Origin of the sequence: Hymenobacter jeollabukensis, assembly GCF_005771675.1 — a bacterium.
In the GTDB taxonomy this organism is placed as follows: domain Bacteria; phylum Bacteroidota; class Bacteroidia; order Cytophagales; family Hymenobacteraceae; genus Solirubrum; species Solirubrum jeollabukense.
Map to the genome: position 1 here is coordinate 273,881 of NZ_VAJM01000002.1, position 23,429 is coordinate 297,309.

A 23,429-nucleotide genomic window follows, 5' to 3' on the forward strand; every position below is an offset into this window, starting at 1 on the left:
GAACTGCCGGCCGGGGCTTCTCCAGGGACGAAAACTCCGGCGGCGGGCCAAAGGTACAGCCACCCGCGCAATCGGTGAATTTTGTATTTCAACAACCTCAGAGAAAGTCAGTCGTCCCGAAATGAGGCAAAAAGCCGGGCTGTATAGGAACTTTAGACTATAGGAAGCACGTATTACCCGTACCGTATTCGCTACGGCTCCACACTCCACCTTTGTACGTCTCCATGAAACCACTGCTTTCGCGCGTAGAATCGAAAAAAGTGGATAAGGCTGCCGCGATGCTCAAGGTTTTGGCTCACCCCAAGCGCCTGGCCATCGTTGATTTGCTTGGTAAAGAAGATAAAATGACCGTGACGGAAATTTACCGCACGCTCGGCTTACCTCAGGCCATTGCATCTCAGCACCTTATCACCTTGAAAGACCGCGGCATCCTCTCGTCTTTCAAAGTCGGCACCAAGATCTACTACTCCCTCTCCATCCCGAAGCTGCTCGACGTAATCGATACGCTCGAAGGCTGCTGCGACACGATGTAAGGGACGCCCAACCTAGCTATGAGCCCGAAGGCCCTGCTTCTCCAGCGAGAAGCAGGGCCTTCGGGTTTTTTGATGGCGGCCTAAATTTCAGCCCGTCAGGTCGAGCTTGCCGAGACATCTCGCGTGCTGACGTTCTGCTGTTCCTGGCCCAAACGACAGCGCCACCGCTGGTTAGCGGTGGCGCTACATATCATACCTGCAAAACCGGCTTTAGGCCGTGGCCTGCTGGCGCTCCAGGTCGAAGAGGTCGTTGAGCACGTCGATGAGCTGGTCGGCTTCGTCGCGCTTGCAGGCGGCTTTGAGCTGCAGTACGTGCTGCTTCAGTACCTTCTGCATCAGGCTCTTGGTGATGTCGTCGAGGCGCTTGGCTTCCTCGGGCGACACCTTCTTCTGGTAGCGGTCCAGCTCTTCCTGGCGCAGGCTTTCCAGGGCGCCTTTGATTTTGTGAATCACCGGGCCCACCATCATTTCGCGGCTCCACTCGTCGAGGCCGGCGAGGGTTTCTTCGATGATGCTACGCACCTGCGGTACCGAAGCCAGGCGGCGCTCCACCGCGGCCGAGGCGCGCGACTGAATGGAGTCGATGTTGTAGAGCAGCACGCCGGGCACGCGCTCCACGTCGGCTTCGATGCTGCGCGGCACCGAGAGGTCGATGAAGAACTTATAGCTGAGCACTTCCAGGCGCTCTACCAGCTCCACGGTGAAGTAGGGCGTGTCGCGGGCAATGGAGGAGATGACCACGTCCGACTCGCGCAGGGCTTCGGTCAGGTTCTCGAAGTCGATGACCTTCAGACCTTCGCACTCGGCGGCCAGCAGTTCGGCCTTGGAGCGGGTGCGGTTGCAGATGGTCACATCGGCGAAGTTCTTGTTGCCGGCGAGGTGGCGGCACACGTCGGCGCCGATTTCGCCCAGGCCCACCACCAGCACGCGCGGGTTGGCCACGTCGGCGGTCAGCTCTTCCACCAGCTCCACGGCGGCGTAGGAAGTGGATGCGGCCCCGTCGCGGAAGGCGGTTTCCTGCTGTACGCGCTTGTTGGTGAAGAAGACCGAGTGCAGCAGGCGGTGCAGGAAGGGCCCGGCCGCGTCGGCATCGGCCGACCACTGGTAGGCCTGCTTCACCTGGTTGCTGATCTGCAGGTCGCCCACCACCTGTGCGTCGAGGCCCATGGCTACCTCGAAGAGGTGGCGGGCGGCCTCGTCGCAGTTGTTGCGGACGCTGAAGTACTCGTAGTAGTCGGCAATGTCGACTACGCCCTTGAGCTGGCCGAGGGCCTCGATGATGGCGGGGCTCTGGTCGCGCTCGGCGGCGTAGTAAATTTCGGTGCGGTTGCAGGTGCTGAGCACGAGCAGGTCCGCGAGGCCAAGCTGCTGGTGCAGCGTGTCGAGGAAACGACGGCAGGCCGGTTCATCCAACGCAATCAGCTCGCGAATCGCGAGGGGTGCGGTTTTATAGGATAGCCCTACGGCCTTGAACGGGTGGGTCATAGCGGGAGCTACGGGCGACGTAGAAGTGGACGACAAAATTACGGCGCAATTCGCAAGGGTGAAAACCCGAAAACAACCTTCGTGGTTCGGCGTCGGGGTGAACTGCGTTTTTAGCGGGTTAAAACGGCTTAATAGCGCGGGCAAGTGACAAAAATCATTTGCATCGCGGTTGGTTTAAGCCGCTTGGGAGCAACGGGTTAAAGGTATATAGAGACGCGGGGTGGCGTCAATCCCCAAATGATGTGGGCCGCCAACCCCGGCGCGGGGCCGGCGGCAGAATAATATCGACGGGCGGGCGGGGCCGAATGGCGCGGGGAGGCATCGGTGGAGAGCAGGGCTGCGTACTTTCGCAGTTGCTGTACGCGTTGGGGTAACCGGTTTGGTTGCCTGCGGCTGCCTTTTCCTTTGCCTGTGCTTCCCATTTACGACCAAAAATCCCGGATTAAGCTGCTTATCGTGGTGCTGGCGCTGATTATCGGTGCCGTCACGGTGGTGTATACCAACCTGCTGGTGAGCCGCCTGGCGGAGCGGGAGCAGCAGCAGATCGACCGGTACGCCCGCACGCAGCGGTTTTTGATTGGCACCGAGCAGGAAGACGCCACGACGGATTTTCTGCGCACCGAAATCATCCAGGAAAACTCGAATATCCCGGTGATTCTGGCCGACGGCGACGGCAACATCGTGGATTCGCGCAATATCACGGTACCCAGCGGCCTGAACGAAACGCGGCGGCAGGCCTTTCTGCACGGGCAGCTGGAAGAGATGAAGGCCCAGCACCCGCCCATCGTCATCAAGATCAGTAGCAACCAGCGCAACTACATCTACTACAAGGATTCGCTGATTCTGACGCAGCTGCGTACCTACCCGCTGGTGCAGTTGGGCGTTATTGCCTCGCTGGCCGTCATTGCCTACCTCGTGTTCAGCACCTCGCGGCGGGCCGAGCAAAACCGCGTGTGGGTGGGCCTGGCCAAGGAAACGGCCCACCAGCTGGGCACCCCGCTGAGCAGTATGCTGGCCTGGGTGGATTACATGCGGTCCTCGGAGCGCTTCGCGGGCGAAGAGGTGGTGGAAGAGCTGGACAAGGACGTGAAGCGCCTGCAGATCATCACGGAGCGCTTCTCCAACATCGGCTCGGTGCCGGTGCTCAAGGACGAAAACATCCGCGAGGTGGCCGAGCGGGCCATTGATTACCTGAAGGTGCGGGTGTCGCGCAAGGTGGTGTTCAAGGTGGAAAGCCTGCTGGACCCCGACACCACGGCCAAAGTGAATGTCCCGCTGCTGGAGTGGGTTATCGAGAACATCTGCAAAAACGCCGTCGACGCCATGGACGGGCGCGGCTCCATCACCCTCATCATTCGCCACGGCGGGCGCAGCAACAAGCAGATTGCCCTCGACATCACCGACACCGGCAAGGGCATTCCGAAGAGCAAGTTCGAGACGGTATTTCAGCCCGGCTACACCACCAAGAAGCGTGGCTGGGGCCTCGGGCTGGCCCTAGCCAAGCGCATCATCGAGAACTACCACAAGGGCCGGCTGTACGTGCGCTGGTCGGAGGTGGGCAAGGGCACCACGTTCCGGGTGCTGCTGAACGGGTGATTATGTGATTAAGAAACGGATAGAAAATCCCGTCATCCTGAGGCGAAGCCGAAGGACCTTCCTCGAACCTTGCACCGCCGCTGCCGACGAAGTGCCGACGTTACTTAGCCGGAACGACAAAGCGCAGCCGCCAACGTCAGAGCGTTGGTGGCTGCGCTTCTTGGTTGGTGCAGAGTGTGAGGAAGGTCCTTCGGCTTCGCCTCAGGATGACGGGCGTATTGCCTCAGCTGCCTACCGGTTCGTCATTTCCACGTAGGCGTTGCCGGTGACGGGCTTGCCGTGCTGGGTGCCGGTGACGCGGCACATGCCTTCCCAATAGTTGAGCGAGGGCAGGGCTTTGAACAGCTTCAGGCTAAGCTCCTGCTGGGGCACCAGCGGCTCCACGGTCAGGTCGTAGCCTTGGGCGGGTACCTGCACGCGCCAGCGGGCGGGGTAGCGGCGGCCGGTGCCGGGGCTGAGCCAGTGGTCGAGGGCCTCCAGAGTGAAGTGCTTTTCTTCCAGGTGCTGGTTTTCGCCTTTGGGGCCGAACAGGGAGCCGCCGCCGATATGCTCGCCGGTTTTCTTCTGGTGCACGGTGTAGAGCATCAGGTCGTCGCCGGTTTCGTGCAGCTGAATGCTGAGCCAGTCCCAGGCAATGTCGCGCTTGTTGACCGAGCCGCAGTTCCACTGCCGGTCGTACCACAGCTCGCCCGTCACGGAGCGGGGCTGGCCGTCGAGGGTGAGGGTGCCGGTGGTGGTGAGGCGGGGGTAGCTGTAGTAGCCGGCCTTGGCCAGCGGGCCGTACTGCTCGTAGCCGGTGCCGCCGTGCAGCAACACGGGCTTGGCGGGCGTGGTCGTCAGGGCGAAGCTGGTGCCGGGGTGGGTGGTCATTTGGGCCTGCAGCTGGTAGCGGCCCTCCTGGCCGTCGAGCTGCCAGAGCTGGTCCTGCTTGGGCAGGCGCAGGCGCACGGGCAGCGAATCGGGCAGGATGCGCGCCTGGGGTTGCAGGGCGTAGTCGTAGTGAAAACGCTGGTGCTTGGGGTCGGTCACGGCCACGTTCACCATCAGGTAGTCGCGCTTGCCCGAGGGGTTGAAGTGGAAGAACACGTACTCGATGCCGTACTGGTCGCCCGACTGGGCGTCGCGCAGGTGGCCGGTGAAGTACCACCATTCCACGGAGTTGCGCGGGTGGACGGCTTCTTCCTGGGGCAGTTGGGCGCGCTCGGCGAATTTGTCGTGCTTGGCGGTAGGCTTCAGAATACAACCGGTGGGACCGGTAAGCAGGAGCAGGGCGGTGGCAGCCGAAAGCAGCTTGTTCATCGGCAGGATAAGCCCCCGTGCGCCCGAAAAGTTTCGGTCAGCCGGCCCGGGCCGACGGCTCCGCTACTGGGTTGAAGCGCGCTGCGGCACAGGCCGCGAAGTCGCTTTGCCCAACCGGCGGACTTCGCGCCGGGGCAGCCCCGGGAGCGGCCGAGGCTGCGTCACTACGGAGTCGCGCTGCACCACGACGCGCAGCAGCGAATCGGCGGACTGCTGCAGAAACAGCACCGGCACCGCCCGCAGCCGAAACGCGGTGGCTTTGACTTGGAGGGTGTCAGTGGGGCTTTCGGCCAGCTGATCGGCCGTCAGCTCGAAGGCGAAGTAGCCTTGCTCGTCGCTCTGGGTGCCCAGCGCCAAGTGCTTCAGCCACAGCGCGGCGGCGGGCAGCGGTTCCTGGGTATAGGCATCGAGCAGCTGCCCGCGCAGGCGGTAGGCCGTGGTGTCGGGCGACGAGGTTTTTGAGGCCGATTGGGCAGGCGCTGGCTGAATCGGAAGTGGCGGGGCCGGGTTTGGGCGGCCGGCAGCCGTCAGCAGGGTAGCTCCTAGCCCTAAGAGGATATGAGTAAGAGCATAAGTGCGGCTGAAACCGGCCGAATCATCGGAAAAGCGCATAAATAGGGAATAGGGGCGCGCAAGGTACGTAATGCTCGGGTCAAGGTTAAGCAGGCTTTGTGCGTTGCGTCGAACGCGGTCAGCGCAACCAGTCCTCCAGCTGGAGCAGGGGTAGCCGTTGCGGCTCGGCCAGGACCGTGATGCGGACGCCCGTAACGGCACCACCCATAATAATTGGCATCGGCAGCGGCTGGGCGTACCGGATTGGCGCATCGAATTGTGTTTCTGTCGCTTCGGCGAGCGGCGCTGCGGCAACACGCGGCGCCTGCAGCCGAACAAACAAGGGGCGCAAGTGCTGGTCGGGCCAAATAGGCCGCTGAGCAGCGGCAGCGGTTGGAGTCAGGGTTGCCCAAACCACGGCGCCAGCCACCAGCCAGTGGTACCAGCGCGGGAGCAACCGGGGCGGAGTGATGAGCGGACGGTCGAGCTGATTGGGCCGGAAGCGTCCACAAGCATTGTCGGTGGCGTGAGAAAACCAGCGCAGCAGTTCCGCATCACTCATGCGGGTGAAATCAACGACTACTTTGCGGCAGGCGAGGCAGTGGCGGCCCCGTCCGGCGGACGTCATCTGCTCCCAGTTTTCGTGGCAGGGCTGAGGTACGGTAACGACAAGGGAGGAATCCGGCATCGGGCGGGGTCTTGAGTGCCCCGAATGGATGCGCCGCCCTACCTGATTCCATACTGCCTACTCCGCTTCGGGAGGCGTAAACTTGATAGTCGACACGCGGGGTGGGGGCGGTAGCGACTTCGGCCGGTGCGGTACAAACGTCTCCCCGGGTTCCAGTGCCAGGTGGGATTCGCCCAACACGGCTTCCAGGCCGCGCAGGCGCACCGTCAGCTCGGCCGCCAGCGGCACGCGCCGGCCGATGTGGTAATCGTGGGTGGCATCGGCGGAAGCGGTGACGTAGAGCATGGAGTCGCGCAGGGCGGGCGGCAGGCGCAGCGCGAAACGGCCCGCGGCGTCGCTGCGGGTCTGCACGCTGCTGTCGGCCAGGCTGGTAATGTAGGCCCCGGCAAGGGGGCGGCCGGAATTCAGGTCAACTACCTGCCCGTGCACCAGCACATCAGCGGGCGTGGCGGCGGGCGGCGTCCGGAGCTGCAGCTGTTCCGGCGCGGGCGTTTCGCAGGCGCCCAAGGTCACGGCGGCGGCGGCCAGCCAGACGGCCCAGTTGCGCGGCCGTTGATTATGAGCTAGTTGGTTGGGGCGAAAGTGGCCGCAGGTACGGCCGTGGCGGCCGAGCCAGGCCAGTACTTCCGCCTCATTCATGCGGGTGAAGTCGACCACGACTTTCTCGCAGGAGGTGCAGTAGCGGCCGCCGGCGACGGGCGTCATCTGCGCCCAGTCGGTGGGGCAGGGCTGGGGGACGGAGAGACGGGTAGCCATCAGCAGCGAGTAGGAATATAGGCGACAGAAACCGGCTCTAAATAACGAAGCTCGAAGCGGCCGGTAAAAGCCAACGCGCAACGCCGCCGCATTATTTTCTATCTTTTGGGCCTCCAAATTCTATTCTCCCCGCTTTGCCTCCCTCTACGCTTCCTCCCACGCGCTCGGCCGGCCTGTTCCGGCGCAAGGCGCTATCCGACCTGCTGGCCAACCCGCCCGCCGACGAAGACCTGCACGGCTCGCACCCCGGCGAGCATGGCCTGGCCCGCCACCTGACGGTGCGCGACCTGACGGCCCTGGGCATTGCCGCCGTCATCGGGGCCGGCATCTTCAGTACCATCGGCAACGCCTCGCACGACGGCGGCCCGGCCGTGTCGCTGCTGTTCGTTTTCACCGCCATTGCCTGCGCCTTTTCGGCCCTGTGCTACGCGCAGTTTGCCGCTACCATTCCCGTTTCGGGCTCGGCCTACACCTACGCCTACGCCTCCTTCGGCGAGCTGGCGGCCTGGATTATCGGTTGGGCGCTGATCATGGAGTACGCCGTGGGCAACATCGTGGTGGCCATCAGCTGGTCGGACTACTTCACCGGCCTGCTCGACGGCATCGGGGTGCATCTGCCCATCTGGCTGACCATGGGCATGCAGAGTGCCCACAAGCACTACAACGAGGTGCTGGCGCTGATGCAGGCCGGCAAGCCGCTGGCTGAAGCCTCGGCGGCGCAGTTGGAAGGCTACAAAGCCTGGGCCGCCGCGCCCGAGCTGCCGGGCGGTCTGCGCCTGGTGCTCGATCTGCCGGCTGGGCTTATTACCCTGGCTATTACGGCTTTGGTGTACGTGGGTATCAAGGAATCGAAAAATGCCTCCAACCTGCTGGTGGTGCTGAAGCTGGCCGTGGTGGCCGTGGTTATCCTGGTGGGCGCCTTCTACGTGCAGCCCGAAAACTGGTCGCCCTTCGCCCCGAACGGTATCGGCGGCGTGCTCAAGGGTGTGTCGGCGGTGTTCTTCGCCTACATCGGCTTCGACGCCATCAGCACTACGGCCGAGGAGTGCAAGAACCCCCAGCGCGACCTGCCGCGCTCCATGATTTACGCGCTGGTTATCTGCACGGTGCTCTACGTCATCATCACGCTGGTGCTGACGGGCATGGTGAACTACAAGGAGCTGGCCGTGGGCGACCCGCTGGCCTACGTGTTCAACAAAGTGGGCGTGACCTGGCTGGGCAAAATCGTGGCCGTGTCGGCGGTGCTGGCCATGGCCTCGGTGCTGCTGGTGTTCCAGATCGGCCAGCCGCGCATCTGGATGACCATGAGCCGCGACGGGCTGCTGCCCAAGGTGTTTGCCCGGGTACACCCGAAGTACCACACGCCCTCGTTCTCGACGATCGTGACGGGCTTTTTCGTGGGCGTGCCGGCCATGCTGCTGAACATGGACCTGGTTATCGACCTGACCAGCATCGGCACCCTCTTCGCCTTTGCGCTGGTCTGCGGCGGCATCCTCGTCATCGACCCGCACGGCAAATCGGAGGCCCGCTTCAAGGTACCCTACCTCAACGGTAAATTCCTGGTGCCCCTGCTGCTGCTCATCGTGGGCGGGCTGGTGTTCGTGTACAACCGCGACAACGTCAACGAGTTTTGGCGCATGGTGAGCTTCTCGGAGGGCTACGAAGGCTTCCGCCACCAGATTCCCATGCTCGTGTTCCTCGTGGCCTGCGTGTGGGTGGCGGCGGTGTCGTTCCGCAAAAACCTCTCGCTGCTGCCGGTGCTCGGTCTGCTCACCAACCTCTACCTGATGACCCAGCTGGGCATCAGCAACTGGCTGCTGTTCGGGGCCTGGCTGATCATCGGCCTGGCCATCTACTTCAACTACGGCTTCAAGCACAGCAAGCTGAACCGGCCGGCCGTGGCCCGTTAAGATTCAAAGGCTTAGCCTGGGCCCGGCGCCGCGGCGGTAACGCCCGGCGCCGGGCTTTTTGTTTGCCGGCCGCGGGCGAGGTATACTTGAGTTGCTGGCAGCCTGCAGTTGCCCGTTGTGTGCTATATGGAACCTACTGCTGATCCGGCCGCTTTCCGGGCCGCGCTGGCCGCCCGGCTAGAGGCTTCGCGCCAGGAGCTGCTCGACCTGGGCCTGCGCAACCTCCTGCTCAACTACCGCCCCTCGCCCGCCCGGGGCGTGACGGTGGTGCGCGAGCAAGCGGCGGCGGTGTACGAGGTGCTGGTGCGGCAAGGCAAAACCATGTACTTCCAGGCCGCGCCCCAAAAGAAAACCGCCACTCAAACTGCTGCAGAAGCTGCCCCGGAATGGCCCGCAGCTGAGCCCGCCGCCGTCGGGCCGCCCGAGCCCGTGCCGACGGAAGCCGAGCGCGCCGCCCTGCTCACCGACAACAAGCTGCAGACCGACGAGCCGGCCGACAAGCTGGAAAGCCGGCTGCTCAACACCTATTACACCGCCCGCACCAGCCTGGAAGAGCAGGGTGTCAACATTCTGTACCTCGCGCTGGGGCAGCTGCAGTGGTACGAGGCCGACAGCAGCGCGGAGCCGCGCCGGGCCCCGCTGGTGCTGGTGCCCGTGCTGCTGGAGCGCAGCAGCGCCGCCGAGCGGTTCCGGCTGCGCTACACCGGCGCCGACATCGGAGCCAATCTCTCGCTGCAGGTCAAGCTCAAAGCCAGCTTTGGCCTGAATCTGCCCGAGCTGGAGGAAGACGCCGATGTGGCGGCCTACCTGGCTGCCGTAGCGCAGACCGTGGCCACCCGGCCGGGCTGGCAGGTGCAGCCCGATGCCATTGCCTTGGGCTTCTTTTCCTTCAGCAAGCTGCTGCTCTACCGCGACCTGGACCCCGCCACCTGGCCCGCCGACGCCGACCTGCTGGCCCACCCGGCCATCGAGGCCCTGCTCGGCCCCGCCGGCTTCCGCGACCCGGCCCCGAGCGTGGGCGACGACGCCTTTCTCGACACCGACAGCCCGGCCCACGAGCTGCACCAGGTACTCGACGCCGATTCGTCGCAGCTGCTGGCCCTGCTGGCGGCGCGGGAAGGGCGCAACCTCGTCATCCAGGGGCCCCCCGGCACGGGCAAGTCGCAGACCATTGCCAACCTGCTGGCCGAGGCCATTGGGGCGGGGCAGCGGGTGCTGTTCGTGGCCGAGAAGATGGCCGCCCTGGACGTGGTCAAGCGCCGGCTCGACGCGCTCGGGTTGGGGGCGGCCTGCCTGGAGCTGCACTCGCACAAAGCCAACAAAAAAGCGGTGCTCGACGAGCTGAAAGCGACCCTGCAGCTGGGCCGTCCGGCCGCTCCCGCCGAAACCGACCCGGTCAGCCAGCTGCCGCGCTACCGCCAGATCCTCAACGACTACGCCCTGGCCGTGAATGCCCCGCTGGGCCGCAGCCGCCGTAGCGCCCAGCAGGTAACGGGCGAGTTGCTGCACCTGCGCCAACAGCCCGAGGCCGCCGCGCTGCCGCGCGTGGCCTTCGCCGGCCTCAGCCAGTGGACCGATGCCGATGCGGCCCACGCCGAGGCCCTGGCCGCCCGTCTGCAGGCTACGCTACAGAAAATCGGCCCGCCGAAGCAGCTGCCGTTCTGGGGCAGCGAGCTGACGGTGCTGCTGCCCGCCGAGCAACACGCTCTGGCCCAGTACCTGACCGCCGCCCAGGCCGCCGTGGCCGTGCTGCAAGCTGCCGCCCAAGCCCAGGCCGCCGCGCTGAATCAGCCCGCGCCCCCCGACCGCCACGCCGCCGAAGCCCTGCTGCCGCTGGCCCGCCACGTGCAGCTGGCGCCCTCACTCACCGGCACTGCCGTGGCCGATGCCGCCTGGGCCCGGCAGGCTGCCCAGATTCAGGAGGTGCTGCAGGCCGGGGCCACCCATACCGCCCTGCGCCAGCAATACGGCGCTGATTGGCTGCCCGAAGCCTGGTCGCGGGAGCTGTCGGCCGAGCGGGCCGCCCTGCTCACCTACGGCCCGAAGTGGTGGAAATTCCTCAGCGGCCGTTACCGCCAGGCCCGGCAGCGCCTGCAGGAGCTCTGGCGCCGCGCCCTGCCCGACGACAACGCCCCCGTAATAGCGGCCATCGATGCCCTGCACGAAGCCGCCAGCCACGCGCAGACGGTGGAGGCGGCCAATGCGCTGATGGCCGGACTCTTTGGCCCCGCGTGGCAGGGGCTGCACTCCGACTGGCCCACCCTGCGCCGCGTAGCCGATTACCTTACGCTCACCCACCAGCGCATTGCCCAGGGTCAGCTGCCCGCCAGCCTGCTCAATTACCTAGGCCGGGCCGGGCAGTCGGCGCAGGCGTTTGGCGGTGCCGTTGAACAACCCGTGCCGGCCGGTAGCCCCGCCGCGGCGTATGCCAACGCTCTGGCCAGTTTAAGCGTCGAACTGACTACCCTCGAAACCGCCCTCCACCAGCACCGCACTGCCCTGCAAGCCGTAGCCGAGGCCCTGCAGCTCAACGAAGCCCGCCGCTTCGGTCCCGACGGCCGGCTGCAGTTGCAGCCCTTCGCGCAGCAGGCCGCCACGCTGACGACCTGGCAAGCCGAGCTACCGGCCCTGCAGCAGACGGTGGAGTGGAACAACGCCGCCGCCCAGGCCGCGGAGCTGCCGGAGCTGCTGTTGCTGGCCGAAAGCTGGCCCGAGGCCGTCCGGCAGCTGACGGCCGCCGTGCGCCAGACCTGGCTGGAGTACCTGCAGCGTCTGGCCTACGAGCAGCACCCGGCGCTGCGTCAGTTTGAGCGCGCCGCCCACGAGGAAACCGCCGCCCGCTTCCGCGAGGCCGACCGCGCCGCGCTGCACCACCACCGGGTGCGCGCCCTGCTGCGCCACTACCAGCAGCTGCCCCACCCCCAGGCCGGCGGGCAGATGCTGGTGCTCAGCCGCGAATTCGCCAAGAAAACCCGGCACCTGCCCCTGCGCCGCCTGATGGCGGAGGCCGGCCGGGCCGTGCAGGCCATCAAGCCCGTGCTGATGATGTCGCCGCTGTCGGTGGCCAACTTCCTGCCGCCCGGGGCGGTGGAATTCGACCTCGTGGTGTTCGACGAAGCCTCCCAGGTGAAGCCCGTCGACGCCCTCGGCGCCATTGCCCGCGGCCGGCAGCTGGTGGTAGTCGGCGACTCCAGGCAATTGCCGCCTACCTCCTTTTTCGATTCGTTGACCAGCAGCGGTGACGAGGCCGACGAGGAAAACGTGACGGCCGACATTCAGAGCGTGCTGGAGCTGTGCCTGGCCCGGCAGATGCCCGAGCGGATGCTGCGCTGGCACTACCGCTCCCGCCACCCCTCGCTCATCGCGCCATCCAACCATCTGTATTACCACGACCGGCTGGTCGTCTTTCCCAGCCCCGGCGGCGCGGCGCGGCTCGGCCTGGTGTACCACCACCTGCCCGCTACCTATTATGAGCGCGGCACCACTCGCACCAACCCGCTGGAAGCCCGGGCCGTAGCCGAGGCCGTGCTGGAGCACGCCCTCCACTCGCCCACGCTGACCCTGGGCGTAGTGGCCTTTAGCATGGCCCAGCGCCAGGCCATCGAAGACGCGCTGGAGCAGCTGCGGCGGGAGCACCCCGACACCGAAGCCTTTTTCAACCGCCACCCGCACGAGCCGTTTTTTGTCAAGAACCTGGAAAACGTGCAGGGCGACGAGCGCGACGTGATGCTCATCAGCGTGGGCTACGGCCGCACCCGCGAGGGCTACCTGACCATGAACTTTGGCCCGCTCAACGGCGCGGGCGGCGAGCGGCGGCTCAACGTGCTCATCACCCGCGCCAAGCTGCGCTGCGAGGTATTCACCAACCTCACCGCCGACGACCTCGACCTGGCGCGCACCACGGCCCAGGGCGTGCGCGACCTGAGAACCTTCCTGCACTTCGCCCAGCACGGGCAGCTGCACCAGCTCGAAGAAACTGCCCGGCCGCCGGAGTCGCCGTTTGAAGAGGCAGTTCACCAGGCGCTTACGGCCCGCGGCTACGTGCTTCGGCCGCAGCTCGGCTCGCAGGGCTTTTACCTCGATCTGGCCGTCGTCGACCCCGCGCAGCCCGGCCGCTACCTGCTCGGTATCGAGTGCGACGGGGCCATGTACCACTCCGCCCGCTCGGCCCGCGACCGGGACCGGCTGCGCCAGCAGGTGCTGGAGGCCGTGGGCTGGCGCCTGCACCGCATCTGGAGCACCGACTGGTTCCGCGACCCGGCCGGCGAAACCGAGCGGGCCGTGCAGGCCATCGAAGCCGCTCGGCAGGCGGTGAATCAACAAACGCCTGAGAACCAGTTGTCCGCAGCCGAAAACGCAAGGGCCAGCGCGCCGCCGACGGGTATCGAGCGGGAGGAATCGGCCCCCGCCGCGCTGGCCGCGCCCTACCAGCTGGCCCAGCTGCCGGCCGCCGTGGGGCACCGCGAGCTGCACCAGCACAGCCTGAGTTTGTTGGCCGGCTGGCTGGCCCAGGTGGTGCGCGTCGAAAGCCCCATTCACGTGGACGAGGCCATCCGGCGCCTCGCCCAGGCCAGCGGGGCCGCCCAGGTAGGGGCCCGCATGCGCCAGGTAGGCCGCGACGCCGCCCTGCTGGCGGCCAACCTGCGCCACCTGCGCCGCCAGGGCGACTTCCTCTGGGAAAACACCATGCAGGAGCCCCCGCTGCGCGACCGAAGCCTGCTGCCCGCCATTTCGCGCAAGCTGCCGCTGGTGGCGCCCGAGGAGCTGGCCCGGGCCCTACGCACGGTGGTAGCGCAGAGCTTCAGCCTCCCCCGCGACGCGGCCTACCTGGCCACCGTGCGCCTGCTCGGCTTCGGCCGCCTCTCCGACGACATGCGCGAATTGCTCGACGGTGTGCTTGCTGGTTTGTTAGAGGGCCGGGAGTTGGAGGAAGTGGGTGGCGTGCTTAAGCCAATAACATGAACAGTCTGGATAAGGTCCGCAGTTGGGTGGAGATGGGTAAGCAAATCGGGAAAGCCGTCCGCTGCGAGCGAGGCGAGCAACCTGCTTGGCTATCGGTTGGCATTCAGAAGTGGGAGGGCACCTATAAGCTTTACATATCGGAAATACGGGAAGCGGACATGACTGCAGAGAAGTTCATTCGGAACGATTTGCTCAGCTACGCCAGCTTTGAGAAACTGCTGGACGCTTATCCAGGGCAAACAGTACCGATAGAAGAACTAGCGCCGCTTAAGGGTCAAAGGCTATTCAACCCGCGTTTTAAAGATTATCTGTATGAGTGAATTACCCTCGGGCGAAACTCTGCTCATCACCCTGCGCCTGGCCGGCAGCATCCCTGCCCGCGCCGGCCGCGAATTGCAGCAGCAACGCATAACCGCGCAGCAGGCAGCTCGCACGGCTGCCACGCCCGCCGAAGCCCAGGCCGCCCACCGCCGGGCCGAAAAGCGCTTCTTCGCCGACTTCGACGCCGTGCTCGACTCGGCCCTGGTTGGGGGCCACTACCTGGAAAAGGAAAAAATAGCCGAAGCCGTGGCCGGGGAGCTGCTGATGCTGGAGGAACAGGGCCTGCGTGTGCCCTGCTTCGCGCTGACTTTTAATCATCTGCACGCCGTGCTGCACCAGCCCGCCGGCCACCGTCTCGCGCTGTACAAAGCCGTGGAGCTGCTGCACCAGCGCACCGCCCAGCAGGCCCGGCGCATCCTGCGCGGCCAACTGCCCAAGGAAGCCGACTTCTGGCACCCCGGCTGCCACGAGCTGTCCATTCTCGACGCGGCTGAGCTGGCCCGGGTGCAGGCTTACCTGCTGGGCCACGCCGCCCGCCTGAAGCTGCCGGCCCGCTACCACGCCTGGCCCTACCAGCACTGCGCCCCGCTCGACGGCTGAGCCCTCTGAAGCGGCCCCGACCGTGGGTGCTGCAAGCCAAGGTGCCGGTCTGGTCGTATGTAAGGCTCCTCATCCGAAGCCCTCATCCGAAGCCCTCATGCGCTACCTTCTTGTTCTAGGGCTTTGCCTGCTGCTGGCCCATCATGCCGTGGCCCAGTGCTCCGCCGCCGATTCCGTCAGCACTGACCGTTTCGCGGCTTACACCTTTGCCAACGACGCTTACTTCAAGACCGATTACTACTTCACGCAGGGCATGAGCGGCATTGCGGTGCTGCCCGCGCTGCGCCGCCTGCCCGGTGCCCGGCTACTGCGCCTGCCGGTGGTTGGTGTCCAGCATTTCGGCCTGCGCCTGACTTATGACGGCTTCACCCCGCTGCGCATTCAGGACCCGTTCATCCGCGTCGGCGACCGGCCCTACGCGGCTTACCTGTACCTCGATTTCTTTCGCGCGGCCACCGATGCCGCCCGGCACCGCCGCCTGACTACCGCGTTGAGCCTGGGCCTCATTGGGCCGGCGGCCGGGGCCCGGGGCTTCCAAACCAACCTGCACGCGCTACTCGGCGCGCCCACACCGCGCGGCTGGGGCTACCAGATTCGCAACGACCTAGTGCTGGGCTACGCCGCCCGCTGGGAGCAGCGGCTGCTGGGCGTCGGGCGGGGACTGGAGCTGATTGGCGGGGGCACGGCGGCCCTGAGCACCCTGCGCACCTACGCCGGGGCCGAGGCCCGCCTGCGCGTGGGGCTGCTGAACCCATACTTCGCCGACCTCGGCGTGGCCTCGCGCGCCAACCGGGCCGGGCGGCGCGTGCAGCTCTACGCCGAAGCTTGGCTCGACGGCCGCCTCGTCGGCTACGACGCGACCCTGCAGGGCGGCCTGCTGCGCCGCGACAACCCCTACGAGCTACCCGCCCGCGACCTGAAACGGGGCGTGCTGCGGGCCACCGGCACCCTGGGCCTGGGCTACGCCGGCCTGCGCCTGACCGCCTCCGCCGTGCAGATTTCGCCGGAGTTTCGCGGGGCGCGGCAGCACCGCTGGGCGCAGCTGGGGCTGCAGGTGGCCTTTTGAGCCGCTATTGACCGAAGAAATACGTTCCCGTGAGCTGAGCCCCGCGGTTGTAGCCACCCTGAATGCTGGGCTGCTCCGTGCCCTCAAGCTGGTAGAGGTTTACCAGGCCCAGGCCGTAGCCCAGCTGCACCTGCACCGGGCCGCGCCGGTAGCCGATACCGGCGTTAAAGCCCGCATCGAAGCGCCGCGAGTAGTAGCCGCGGATGGAAATCGTGCCGTTGTCGGGCTCCCCCGGGCCGTACTCGATTTTGTCGGTAAAGCGGGTGGTGGGCACTACCAGCTGATTGGGGTCGTCGGAGCTGTTGTGGATGACGGTGGCCGCCTTACCGCCCACGCCCACGGCCACGTAGGGGCCGGCAAATAGCTGCAGACCCGAGCGGCCGGGGCTATAGACTACGTTCAGCGGCAGCTCCAGCCAGTGGTAGCGGGCCTGCGTGCGCCCGTCGCGGTACAGGTTGTACTGCGGCCGGTCGGGCGAAGGTGTGGACAGGAAGCCGTGGATGACGGTGCCCTTCTGCGAAAACAGCAGGCCGGTTTGCAGCGCCAGCGGCCCCCGCGCCGCTTCCAGCACCACGCCCAGCTGCCCGCCCAACAGTGCCGACTTGTGCTGCTCGGTGGTGTACGTGGGGTAGACGCTTCGCTCGGGGCCCTGCAGCGTGACGTTGGCACGGTTCAGGCCGGCGCGCAGGCCGAGGCGGTAGGTGGTCGGGGTTTGGGCCGAAGCAGCCGACGCACTGAGCAACAGGGCCGGCAGCAGCAGCCGGGAAACGGTATTCGAAACAGACATAAAGCGGGAAGGGAGATAGGGCTAAACCTTGGCTGATAGCCGCCGGTGGTCGGGTAGAAGAGCCGCCGAAGAGCCCGGGCGTTGCGCCGGCAAGTTACTTCGCCCGGTTGATGATGAATACGCTCAGCAGGATAATGCCCATGCCCAGCAGGTGCCAGCCGTTGATAACCTCGCCGTCGAGCAGGCCCCAGGCCAGGGCCATGATAGGTACCAGATAGGTATTGGAGGCGGCAAACAGCGCCGTCGACTGCTGGATAAGCTGGTTGAAGAGCACCATGGCCACGGCCGTGCTCATGGTGGCCAGCAAGGCGATGTAGCCGAAGGCCGTCCAGGCGCCGGGCACGTGCTGCAGCTTGTGGATGAAATCGGTGCCGAGCAGCAAATAGGCCGCCGCCGGTCCGCCGATGAGCAGGAGCAGCAGCCCCGTCACGGCCACCGACGGAATGCCGTGGAAATGGTGCTTGATGATGTTGACGCTGAAGCCGTAGCCGAGCGTGGCCAGCACGATGTAGAGCCCGTACCAGGCGTTGCCCTGCCCGCTGGGGGTGGCGTCGCCGCCGCTGCCGCCCAGGCCCATCAGCACCACGGTGCCCAGCAGCCCCGCCGCAATGCCCAGCGCCCGCAGCCAGGTGATGCGCTGCCCGAAGAACACGGCCCCGACCAGCAGGGTGAAGACCACCGTCAGCGCGTTGAGCACGCCGGCCAAGCCCGAGGCCAGCTTGGTTTCGGCGTAGGCAAAGAGGAAAGCCGGAATCAGGGTGCCCACGACGCCGCTCAGCAGCAGCCACTTAAAGCGGCTGCGCTCCACGCGGCGCACGTGGCGCAGGGCGAAAGGCAGCAGCAGCAGCGCGGCCACCGTGACGCGGGTGGCGCCCAGCTCCAGGGCCGAAAACACCACCAGCCCCTTCTTCATCAGGATAAACGAGGTGCCCCAGATGGAGGCCAGCACGATGAGCAGCACCCAGGCCATGAGCGGCGTGGGCTGGTGCGGCGGCGGGCCGGCCACGGTGGGAGAGGAGGGAGCAACGGCAGCAGCGGGGGCGGGAGAGGAGTTCATGCGGGGCAAAGGTCGGAAGAACCCGGGAGCCGGGGCCTGGCCGGTTGCCCGATTTGCACCGGTCCGGTTCGGCGGCCCCGCGCTCCGGCCCGAAGCGGCGGCGCTGTACCTTGGGCGCCGTCAGCCTGTGCGCGGCCGGGGTGCAACGCCCGCCGCCCCGGCGCTGTCTGTCACGCTACACCACTCGACTATGCCCCGCATTCTACTCGCTCTCCTGCTGCTGGCCGGCCTGGCGCCGCCCGCCGCCGCGCAGTCGTCGCTCTACATGCCGCGCGACATCAAAGCCGCCTACGCCCGCGGCACCCGCGCCCTCGACGGCCGCCCCGGCCCGCGCTACTGGCAAAACCGCGCCCGCTACGACATCACCGTGCAGGCCGCCCCGCCCGCCCGCGACGTGCGCGGCCGGGAGCAAATCGTGTACACCAACAACAGCCCTGATACGCTCAAGCAGGTGGTGTTCCGCATTATTGCCAACATCCACCAGCCCGGCGCCGCCCGCGACGGTGATGTGGCCCCCGCCTACCTCACCGAGGGCGTGCAAATCGACTCGTTCGCCGTAGCCGGCCAAGCCCAGGACCCCAAAACCTGGCGCGGCCCCGCCACGGCCAAGGCCGTGAAGCTGCCCAAGCCCCTGCTGCCCCACGACTCGGTGCGCTTCTCGGTGGTGTGGCACTACAACGCCTCCACGGTGAGCGGGCGCGAGGGCATGATCGATCAGACCACCTACTTCCTGGCCTACTGCTACCCGCGCGTGGCCGTGTACGACGACTACAACGGCTGGGACCGGCTGCCCTTCGTCGACAGCAAGGAGTTCTACAACGACTTCAACGACTACACCCTGCGCGTGCGGGTGCCAGCCAACTACCTCGTGTGGGCCACCGGCGTGCTGCAGAACGCCGATAAGGTGCTACAGCCCGCCTACGCCAGGCGCCTGAAAAAAGCCCTGAAAAGCGACGAAGTCATCCACGTGGCCACGGCCGCCGAGTTGGCCCAGAAAAACGTGACGGCCCAGAACCCGTTCAACACCTGGTTGTTCACCGCCCGCGAGGTGCCCGACGTGACCTTCGGCCTGAGCGACCATTACGTGTGGGACGCCGGCAGCGTCGTCGTCGATGCCAAGGCCAAGCGCCGCGCGCTGATGCAGGCCGCCTACGCCGAAAAGACCGTCGACTTCCGCGAGTCGGTGAAAAACGGGCAGTACGCCCTGGGCTGGTTTTCGGACCCCAAGAACTGGCCCGGCGTGGCCTACCCGTACCCCACGATGACCGCCTTCCAGGGCTTCGCCGACATGGAGTACCCGATGATGGTCAACGACAGCCCCCAGGACGACCCCGCGTTTGCCCAGTTCGTGCAGGACCACGAAATCGTGCACACCTACTTCCCGTTCTACATGGGCATCAACGAAAGCCGCTACGCCTACATGGACGAGGGCTGGGCCACCACCTTCGAGCTACTCATCGGCCGGGCCGAGCGCGGCGCCGCCGCCGACGAGCTGTACCGCAAGTTCCGGGTGGAGCGCTACATCAAGGACCCCGCCACGGCCGAAGACCTGCCCATCATCACGCCCAGCAGCGAACTGAAGGCCGGCTATGGCAACAACGCCTACGGCAAACCCTCGCTCAGCTACCTGGCCCTGAAGGACATGCTCGGCGACGAGCTGTTCAAGAAGTGCCTGCACGAGTACATGGACCGCTGGCACGGCAAGCACCCCATTCCCTGGGACTTCTTCAACTCGATGAGCAACGCCTCGGGCCAGGACCTGAGCTGGTTTTTCCAGAACTGGTTTTTCACCAACAACTACATCGACCTGGCCGTGGGCGGCGTGACGGGCACCACCCTCACCGTGCAGAACGTGGGCGGCTTCGCCATTCCCTTTGACGTGGAAGTGGAGTACACCGACGGCTCAAAAGCCACCCTGCACCAGTCGCCCGCCATCTGGCAGGCCAACCAGCGCCAGGCCACCATCACCCTGCCCAAGGAAGCCAAGTCGGTAGCTCTGCAGGGCGGCCTGTACCTGGATGCCACCGAGAAGGACAACGTGTGGCGGCGGTAGCACTGGCCAACAGCGCGGGTGGCAGTCATTGCGAGCGAAGCGCGGCAATCTTTCCTCCAGTAGCACCGCCGCTACAATCCCTACAAACCAAAAACAGCACCGCCCGAAACCACAGACCCTGGCTTCGGGCGGGGCTGCTTGTACCGTTGTGCCGCGAGAGGAAAGATTGCTTCGTCGTGCCTCCTCGCAATGACAGCAGGGTGAGTCGTTGATGCCATCAGGCTGCCCCTTTTCGCCGCTTGATTCGCGGAATCTAAGCAGAGGGGACCAGAGGATGTCAAGCGTACACGGCCTCGCTCTGCGCAATATCCGCCAGAATAGCGCGCACCTCATCCGGCGTGCCGGCTTCCACCAGCTGGGTGCGCCACTGTTTGGCGCCCACCAGGCCCTTGAAGTAGTGCGCGTAGTGTCGGCGCATCTCGAATACGCCCAGCTTCGGGCCTTTCCACTCGATGCTTTTCTCGAAGTGCATCACGCAGGCGGCCACGCGCTCCTCCAGCGTGGGCGGGGCCAGCCGCTCACCGGTAGCCACGAAGTGCTTGATTTCGCGGAAAATCCAGGGGTAGCCGATGCTGGCGCGCCCGATCATGATGCCGTCGACGCCGTAGCGGTTCTTGTACTCCACGGCTTTTTCGGGCGAGTCGATGTCGCCGTTGCCGAAGATGGGAATCTTGATGCGCGGGTTGTTTTTGATGGCCGCAATCAGGCGCCAGTCGGCGTCGCCCTTGTACATCTGCACGCGGGTGCGGCCGTGCACCGTCAGCGCCTCGATGCCGATGTCCTGCAGGCGCTCGGCCACTTCCTCCACGTTCTTGGTGGTTTCGTCCCAGCCCAGGCGGGTTTTCACCGTCACGGGCAGGTGAGTGGCTTTCACCACGGCCTCGGTCATGGCCACCATCTTCGGAATGTCGCGCAGCAGGGCCGCGCCGGCACCCTTGCAGGCTACCTGCTTCACCGGGCAGCCGTAGTTGATGTCGATGAGGTCGGGGCCGGCCACGGTGCTGATGCGGGCGCACTCGCCCATCGTGTCCACGTCGGAGCCGAACAGCTGAATGCCGATGGGCCGCTCGTAGTCGAACACATCGAGCTTCTGCCGGCTCTTGGCCGCCGCCCGGATCAGCCCTTCCGACGAGACGAACTCGGTGTACATCAGATCGGCCCCGCCCTGCTTGCACACGGCGCGGAAGGGCGGGTCCGACACGTCCTCCATCGGGGCGAGCAGCAAGGGAAAGTCGGGCAGGGCAATGTCGCGGATGTAAACCACAGCGGAACGGGTTAGCGTATTTTGCGCAAATTTACGACTATGTCAGGGTCCGCGGGCCTCGGGCGCTGCCGGGCCGCTATGGCCCATGCCTCCAAGTGCCTCAGGCCCTGACTGCCGGCCAGCCATAACCGGCTTGCCCCCTCCCTGGTTCCCGCAGCGCCGCCCGGCGCCCTCATTCCTCCCGCCCATGCGCCTCAGCCGCCCCGCCCGCCCCACCGACGAAAACCTGCACCCCGCTCTCGTCCTGATGCTGCTGGTGCTGCTGGTGGTGGGCGGCATGTGCGTGGGCTTCTTCGTGGCCATGCTGCTGATCGGCGCCGTTTACGGCCTCGATGCGCTGATGCGCATCCAGACCATCGTTGGCGCCCCGCAAAACTCGCCCGAAGGTTGGGGCATCCTGATGCTGATGCAGGGCGTGCCGCTGCTCTTCGGCTTCGGCGGCGGCGCTTTGCTGGTGCCGGTGGTGCGCGGCCTGAGGCCCGGCCCCTACTTCCAGCCCCGGCAGCCGGTGCCCGCCTTCTGGCTGGTGGCCGCCATGGTCCTCATCATCGTGAGCATCCCGGCCATGTCGGTGCTCATTGCCTGGAACGCCAACCTGCACCTGCCGCCCGCCCTCTACGGGCTGGAAAAATCCGCCCGCCTCTACGAAGACCAGGCCCAGGTGCTCACCACCTTCCTCACCAAGTTCAACTCCTTCAGCCGCTTCCTGGTGGCGCTGCTGGTGGTAGCCGTCATTCCGGCCATTGCCGAGGAGCTGACCTTCCGCGGCGTGGTGCTGCGCCAGTTTGCCCGCTGGACGGGCTCCGTGCACTGGGGCGTGTGGCTGTCGGCGGCCGTGTTCAGCGCCATTCACGTGCAGTTCTTCGGCTTCTTCCCGCGCCTGCTGCTGGGCGTGGTGCTCGGCTACCTCTTCGCCTGGAGCGGCAACATCCGCGTGTCGATGGCCGCCCACTTCGCCCAAAACGGCTTCCAGTTGCTGCTGCTCTACCTCCAGCAGCGCGGCACCATCGCCTTCGACGCCGACGGCAACGAGGCCCTGCCCTGGACCTGGGCCTCCGTCTCCCTGCTCATCACCGCCGGCCTGCTCTACTGGCTCTACCAGCAGCGCTTCCAGCCCGCAGCGGCCCCGCTCGAAGCCCACACCCTCACCAGCCACGGCGTGGAAGTGCGCCGCGCCGATGCCGAAGCGGCCCCGCCCGTCGCCGGACATACGCTCACCAGCCACGGCATCGAAACGCCCACGCCCGACCAGCCCCGCGCCTAACCCGCTGCTTACCCATACGCGCCAAACTCGTCTGGCACCCCCTCTCCTTTTCGGAGAGGGGGCCGGGGGGTGAGGCGCAACGCCCCCAGCCTATTCCTTTCCGCTAGCCCCGCCACCCTGCTTTGACTACGCCCGCCACCCCCGAATCCGCCGACGCCCAACAAAAGCCCCAGCTGTCCAACATGTGGCAGCGCATCATTTCCGGCGTCATCGGCGCGGTGCTGCTGCTGGGCAGCATCTGGTACAGCGGCTGGACGTTCGGCCTGTTCTTCGGCCTGGTGCAGGCCCGCATGCTCTGGGAGTTCTACCGCATGATGAAGGAGCTGAACTACAAGCCGGCCGCTATTATCGGCGGGGCCGTGAGCCTGCTGATTTTCGCTGTTGCTTTTATTGTTAATGCTGCTGGACAATACACAAACGGGTATACCATTTATCCCCCGCTCGTCGCAGCACCTATCACCGGCGGGTTTGAGAGCGGTTCGTTAGCTACGACAGAAACGCTGCGAATAATGGGGCTGGTACCAGTACTGGTAAAGCTGGCCGCCGCAATCATCCTCCTCCTGCCCATCATCCTGATTATCCGCGAAATGTTCTGGTGGCCGCGCGAAAAGCAGCCCTTCTCGCCCTTCCCCAACGTGGGCGTGGCCCTGCTCGGCCTGTTCTACGTCACGCTGCCCATGAGCGGGCTCAACGTGCTGGCCTTCACCGCCGGCGGCTACGACTACCGCCGCATCTTCGGCCTGCTGTTCATGGTCTGGGCCGCCGACACCGGCGCCTACGCCGCCGGCAAAACCTTCGGCAAGCACAAGCTGGCCCTGAGCATCTCGCCCGGCAAAACCTGGGAAGGCTGGGTCGGCGGCACCCTGCTCACCCTGGCCGTGGGCTGGGCCCTGGGCTACCTCATCCCTGAAATGCCCCTCGTCACCCGCCTCGTCGCGGCCCTGGTCGTGGCCGTCTTCGGCGTGCTCGGCGACCTGGCCGAATCCATGCTCAAGCGCAGCGTGGGCGTGAAAGATTCCGGCCGCATCATGCCCGGCCACGGCGGCCTGCTCGACCGGTTCGACGCCTTCCTCTTCGTAGTGCCCGTGCTAGTGGTGCTGCAGCTGCTCTTCGGCGCCTAAAACGCACACCACCAGAAGCGAGAGCTACGACGAAGGCTAGCTCCCTTTCTCAGCTGAGGAGGGGCTAGGAATGGTTGATGGCGTTGTGAAAATCAACGCGCAGTTGTCATCCACC

General features: G+C 65.9%; 18 protein-coding genes. 10 read left to right on the forward strand and 8 right to left on the reverse strand.

Annotation, left to right across the window (positions count from 1 at the left end):
- The first annotated feature begins 224 nt into the window (after positions 1 to 224).
- Positions 225 to 533: an ArsR/SmtB family transcription factor gene (locus FDY95_RS05285; RefSeq protein WP_059071745.1), complete on the forward strand. Its 309-nt coding sequence runs from the start codon at positions 225 to 227 to the stop codon at positions 531 to 533.
- 210 nt (positions 534 to 743) lie between these two features.
- Here FDY95_RS05285 and hemA read toward each other — a convergent pair whose 3' ends face one another.
- Positions 744 to 2,018: a glutamyl-tRNA reductase gene (gene hemA / locus FDY95_RS05290; protein WP_138075679.1), complete on the reverse strand. Its 1,275-nt coding sequence runs from the start codon at positions 2,016 to 2,018 to the stop codon at positions 744 to 746.
- 411 nt (positions 2,019 to 2,429) lie between these two features.
- Here hemA and FDY95_RS05295 point away from each other — a divergent pair, with 411 nt between their 5' ends.
- Positions 2,430 to 3,614 carry a sensor histidine kinase gene (locus FDY95_RS05295; RefSeq protein ID WP_138075680.1) on the forward strand — a complete coding sequence of 395 codons (1,185 nt, stop codon included), beginning with the start codon at positions 2,430 to 2,432 and terminating at the stop codon, positions 3,612 to 3,614.
- Positions 3,615 to 3,845: 231 nt separating this feature from the next.
- Here the strand turns inward: FDY95_RS05295 and FDY95_RS05300 are convergent, their stop codons facing one another.
- The 4 genes from FDY95_RS05300 to FDY95_RS05315 all read right to left on the reverse strand — a co-directional run bounded on the left by FDY95_RS05300 (position 3,846) and on the right by FDY95_RS05315 (position 6,909).
- The gene (locus tag FDY95_RS05300; RefSeq protein ID WP_138075681.1) at positions 3,846 to 4,913 is read right to left on the reverse strand and encodes a lipocalin family protein; all 1,068 of its coding nucleotides are present in this window, start codon (positions 4,911 to 4,913) and stop codon (positions 3,846 to 3,848) included.
- 63 nt (positions 4,914 to 4,976) lie between these two features.
- Positions 4,977 to 5,525, reverse strand: a complete 549-nt coding sequence (locus tag FDY95_RS05305; protein WP_138075682.1) for a carboxypeptidase-like regulatory domain-containing protein — start codon at positions 5,523 to 5,525, stop codon at positions 4,977 to 4,979.
- 79 nt (positions 5,526 to 5,604) lie between these two features.
- On the reverse strand, positions 5,605 to 6,153 hold the full coding sequence (locus FDY95_RS05310; RefSeq protein ID WP_138075683.1) for a hypothetical protein: 549 nt from the start codon (positions 6,151 to 6,153) through the stop codon (positions 5,605 to 5,607).
- 57 nt (positions 6,154 to 6,210) lie between these two features.
- The gene (locus tag FDY95_RS05315) at positions 6,211 to 6,909 is read right to left on the reverse strand and encodes a carboxypeptidase-like regulatory domain-containing protein (RefSeq protein ID WP_138075684.1); all 699 of its coding nucleotides are present in this window, start codon (positions 6,907 to 6,909) and stop codon (positions 6,211 to 6,213) included.
- Positions 6,910 to 7,043: 134 nt separating this feature from the next.
- Between FDY95_RS05315 and FDY95_RS05320 the strand changes: the two genes are divergently transcribed.
- The 5 genes from FDY95_RS05320 to FDY95_RS05340 all read left to right on the forward strand — a co-directional run bounded on the left by FDY95_RS05320 (position 7,044) and on the right by FDY95_RS05340 (position 15,768).
- Positions 7,044 to 8,819, forward strand: coding sequence for an amino acid permease (locus FDY95_RS05320; RefSeq protein ID WP_394348388.1), 1,776 nt, complete (start codon positions 7,044 to 7,046; stop codon positions 8,817 to 8,819).
- A gap of 126 nt (positions 8,820 to 8,945) precedes the next feature.
- Entirely contained in the window at positions 8,946 to 13,781 is a 4,836-nt protein-coding gene (locus tag FDY95_RS05325; RefSeq protein WP_138075685.1) for a DUF3320 domain-containing protein, read from the forward strand.
- Positions 13,778 to 14,101, forward strand: coding sequence for a hypothetical protein (locus tag FDY95_RS05330; RefSeq protein ID WP_138075686.1), 324 nt, complete (start codon positions 13,778 to 13,780; stop codon positions 14,099 to 14,101). Before FDY95_RS05325 ends, FDY95_RS05330 begins: the two co-directional genes overlap by 4 nt.
- Complete coding sequence (locus tag FDY95_RS05335; protein ID WP_138075687.1) at positions 14,094 to 14,702, forward strand: hypothetical protein; 609 nt, start codon at positions 14,094 to 14,096, stop codon at positions 14,700 to 14,702. The genes FDY95_RS05330 and FDY95_RS05335 overlap by 8 nt, the downstream gene beginning before the upstream one ends.
- Positions 14,703 to 14,799: 97 nt before the next feature.
- Positions 14,800 to 15,768, forward strand: a complete 969-nt coding sequence (locus FDY95_RS05340; RefSeq protein WP_138075688.1) for a lipid A deacylase LpxR family protein — start codon at positions 14,800 to 14,802, stop codon at positions 15,766 to 15,768.
- 4 nt (positions 15,769 to 15,772) lie between these two features.
- Here the strand turns inward: FDY95_RS05340 and FDY95_RS05345 are convergent, their stop codons facing one another.
- Both FDY95_RS05345 and FDY95_RS05350 read right to left on the reverse strand, forming a co-directional pair.
- On the reverse strand, positions 15,773 to 16,555 hold the full coding sequence (locus FDY95_RS05345) for an outer membrane beta-barrel protein (protein ID WP_138075689.1): 783 nt from the start codon (positions 16,553 to 16,555) through the stop codon (positions 15,773 to 15,775).
- Positions 16,556 to 16,649: 94 nt separating this feature from the next.
- Positions 16,650 to 17,612, reverse strand: coding sequence for a DMT family transporter (locus tag FDY95_RS05350; RefSeq protein WP_246073934.1), 963 nt, complete (start codon positions 17,610 to 17,612; stop codon positions 16,650 to 16,652).
- A 190-nt stretch (positions 17,613 to 17,802) separates the two neighbouring features.
- On the opposite strand from FDY95_RS05350, the gene FDY95_RS05355 reads away from it, so the two are divergent.
- Positions 17,803 to 19,665: a M1 family metallopeptidase gene (locus FDY95_RS05355; protein ID WP_138075690.1), complete on the forward strand. Its 1,863-nt coding sequence runs from the start codon at positions 17,803 to 17,805 to the stop codon at positions 19,663 to 19,665.
- 277 nt (positions 19,666 to 19,942) lie between these two features.
- Here the strand turns inward: FDY95_RS05355 and dusB are convergent, their stop codons facing one another.
- Positions 19,943 to 20,929 (reverse strand): tRNA dihydrouridine synthase DusB, encoded by a 987-nt coding sequence (gene dusB / locus FDY95_RS05360; RefSeq protein ID WP_138075691.1) that lies wholly within the window; start codon positions 20,927 to 20,929, stop codon positions 19,943 to 19,945.
- Positions 20,930 to 21,116: 187 nt separating this feature from the next.
- Here dusB and FDY95_RS05365 point away from each other — a divergent pair, with 187 nt between their 5' ends.
- Positions 21,117 to 22,193, forward strand: a complete 1,077-nt coding sequence (locus tag FDY95_RS05365; RefSeq protein WP_138075692.1) for a CPBP family intramembrane glutamic endopeptidase — start codon at positions 21,117 to 21,119, stop codon at positions 22,191 to 22,193.
- 122 nt (positions 22,194 to 22,315) lie between these two features.
- On the forward strand, positions 22,316 to 23,314 hold the full coding sequence (locus tag FDY95_RS05370) for a phosphatidate cytidylyltransferase (RefSeq protein WP_138075693.1): 999 nt from the start codon (positions 22,316 to 22,318) through the stop codon (positions 23,312 to 23,314).
- The last annotated feature ends 115 nt before the right edge of the window (positions 23,315 to 23,429 follow it).

Coding starts and splice junctions, on each gene's coding strand:
- FDY95_RS05285 (WP_059071745.1), top strand. CDS start 225: ATGAAACCACTGCTTTCGCGCGTAGAATCGAAAAAAGTGGATAAGGCT.
- FDY95_RS05355 (WP_138075690.1), top strand. CDS start 17,803: ATGCCCCGCATTCTACTCGCTCTCCTGCTGCTGGCCGGCCTGGCGCCG.
- FDY95_RS05300 (WP_138075681.1), bottom strand. CDS start 4,913: ATGAACAAGCTGCTTTCGGCTGCCACCGCCCTGCTCCTGCTTACCGGT.
- FDY95_RS05345 (WP_138075689.1), bottom strand. CDS start 16,555: ATGTCTGTTTCGAATACCGTTTCCCGGCTGCTGCTGCCGGCCCTGTTG.
- FDY95_RS05325 (WP_138075685.1), top strand. CDS start 8,946: ATGGAACCTACTGCTGATCCGGCCGCTTTCCGGGCCGCGCTGGCCGCC.
- hemA (WP_138075679.1), bottom strand. CDS start 2,018: ATGACCCACCCGTTCAAGGCCGTAGGGCTATCCTATAAAACCGCACCC.
- FDY95_RS05315 (WP_138075684.1), bottom strand. CDS start 6,909: ATGGCTACCCGTCTCTCCGTCCCCCAGCCCTGCCCCACCGACTGGGCG.
- FDY95_RS05340 (WP_138075688.1), top strand. CDS start 14,800: ATGCGCTACCTTCTTGTTCTAGGGCTTTGCCTGCTGCTGGCCCATCAT.
- FDY95_RS05305 (WP_138075682.1), bottom strand. CDS start 5,525: ATGCGCTTTTCCGATGATTCGGCCGGTTTCAGCCGCACTTATGCTCTT.
- FDY95_RS05350 (WP_246073934.1), bottom strand. CDS start 17,612: ATGAACTCCTCTCCCGCCCCCGCTGCTGCCGTTGCTCCCTCCTCTCCC.
- FDY95_RS05310 (WP_138075683.1), bottom strand. CDS start 6,153: ATGCCGGATTCCTCCCTTGTCGTTACCGTACCTCAGCCCTGCCACGAA.
- FDY95_RS05330 (WP_138075686.1), top strand. CDS start 13,778: ATGAACAGTCTGGATAAGGTCCGCAGTTGGGTGGAGATGGGTAAGCAA.
- FDY95_RS05365 (WP_138075692.1), top strand. CDS start 21,117: ATGCGCCTCAGCCGCCCCGCCCGCCCCACCGACGAAAACCTGCACCCC.
- FDY95_RS05335 (WP_138075687.1), top strand. CDS start 14,094: ATGAGTGAATTACCCTCGGGCGAAACTCTGCTCATCACCCTGCGCCTG.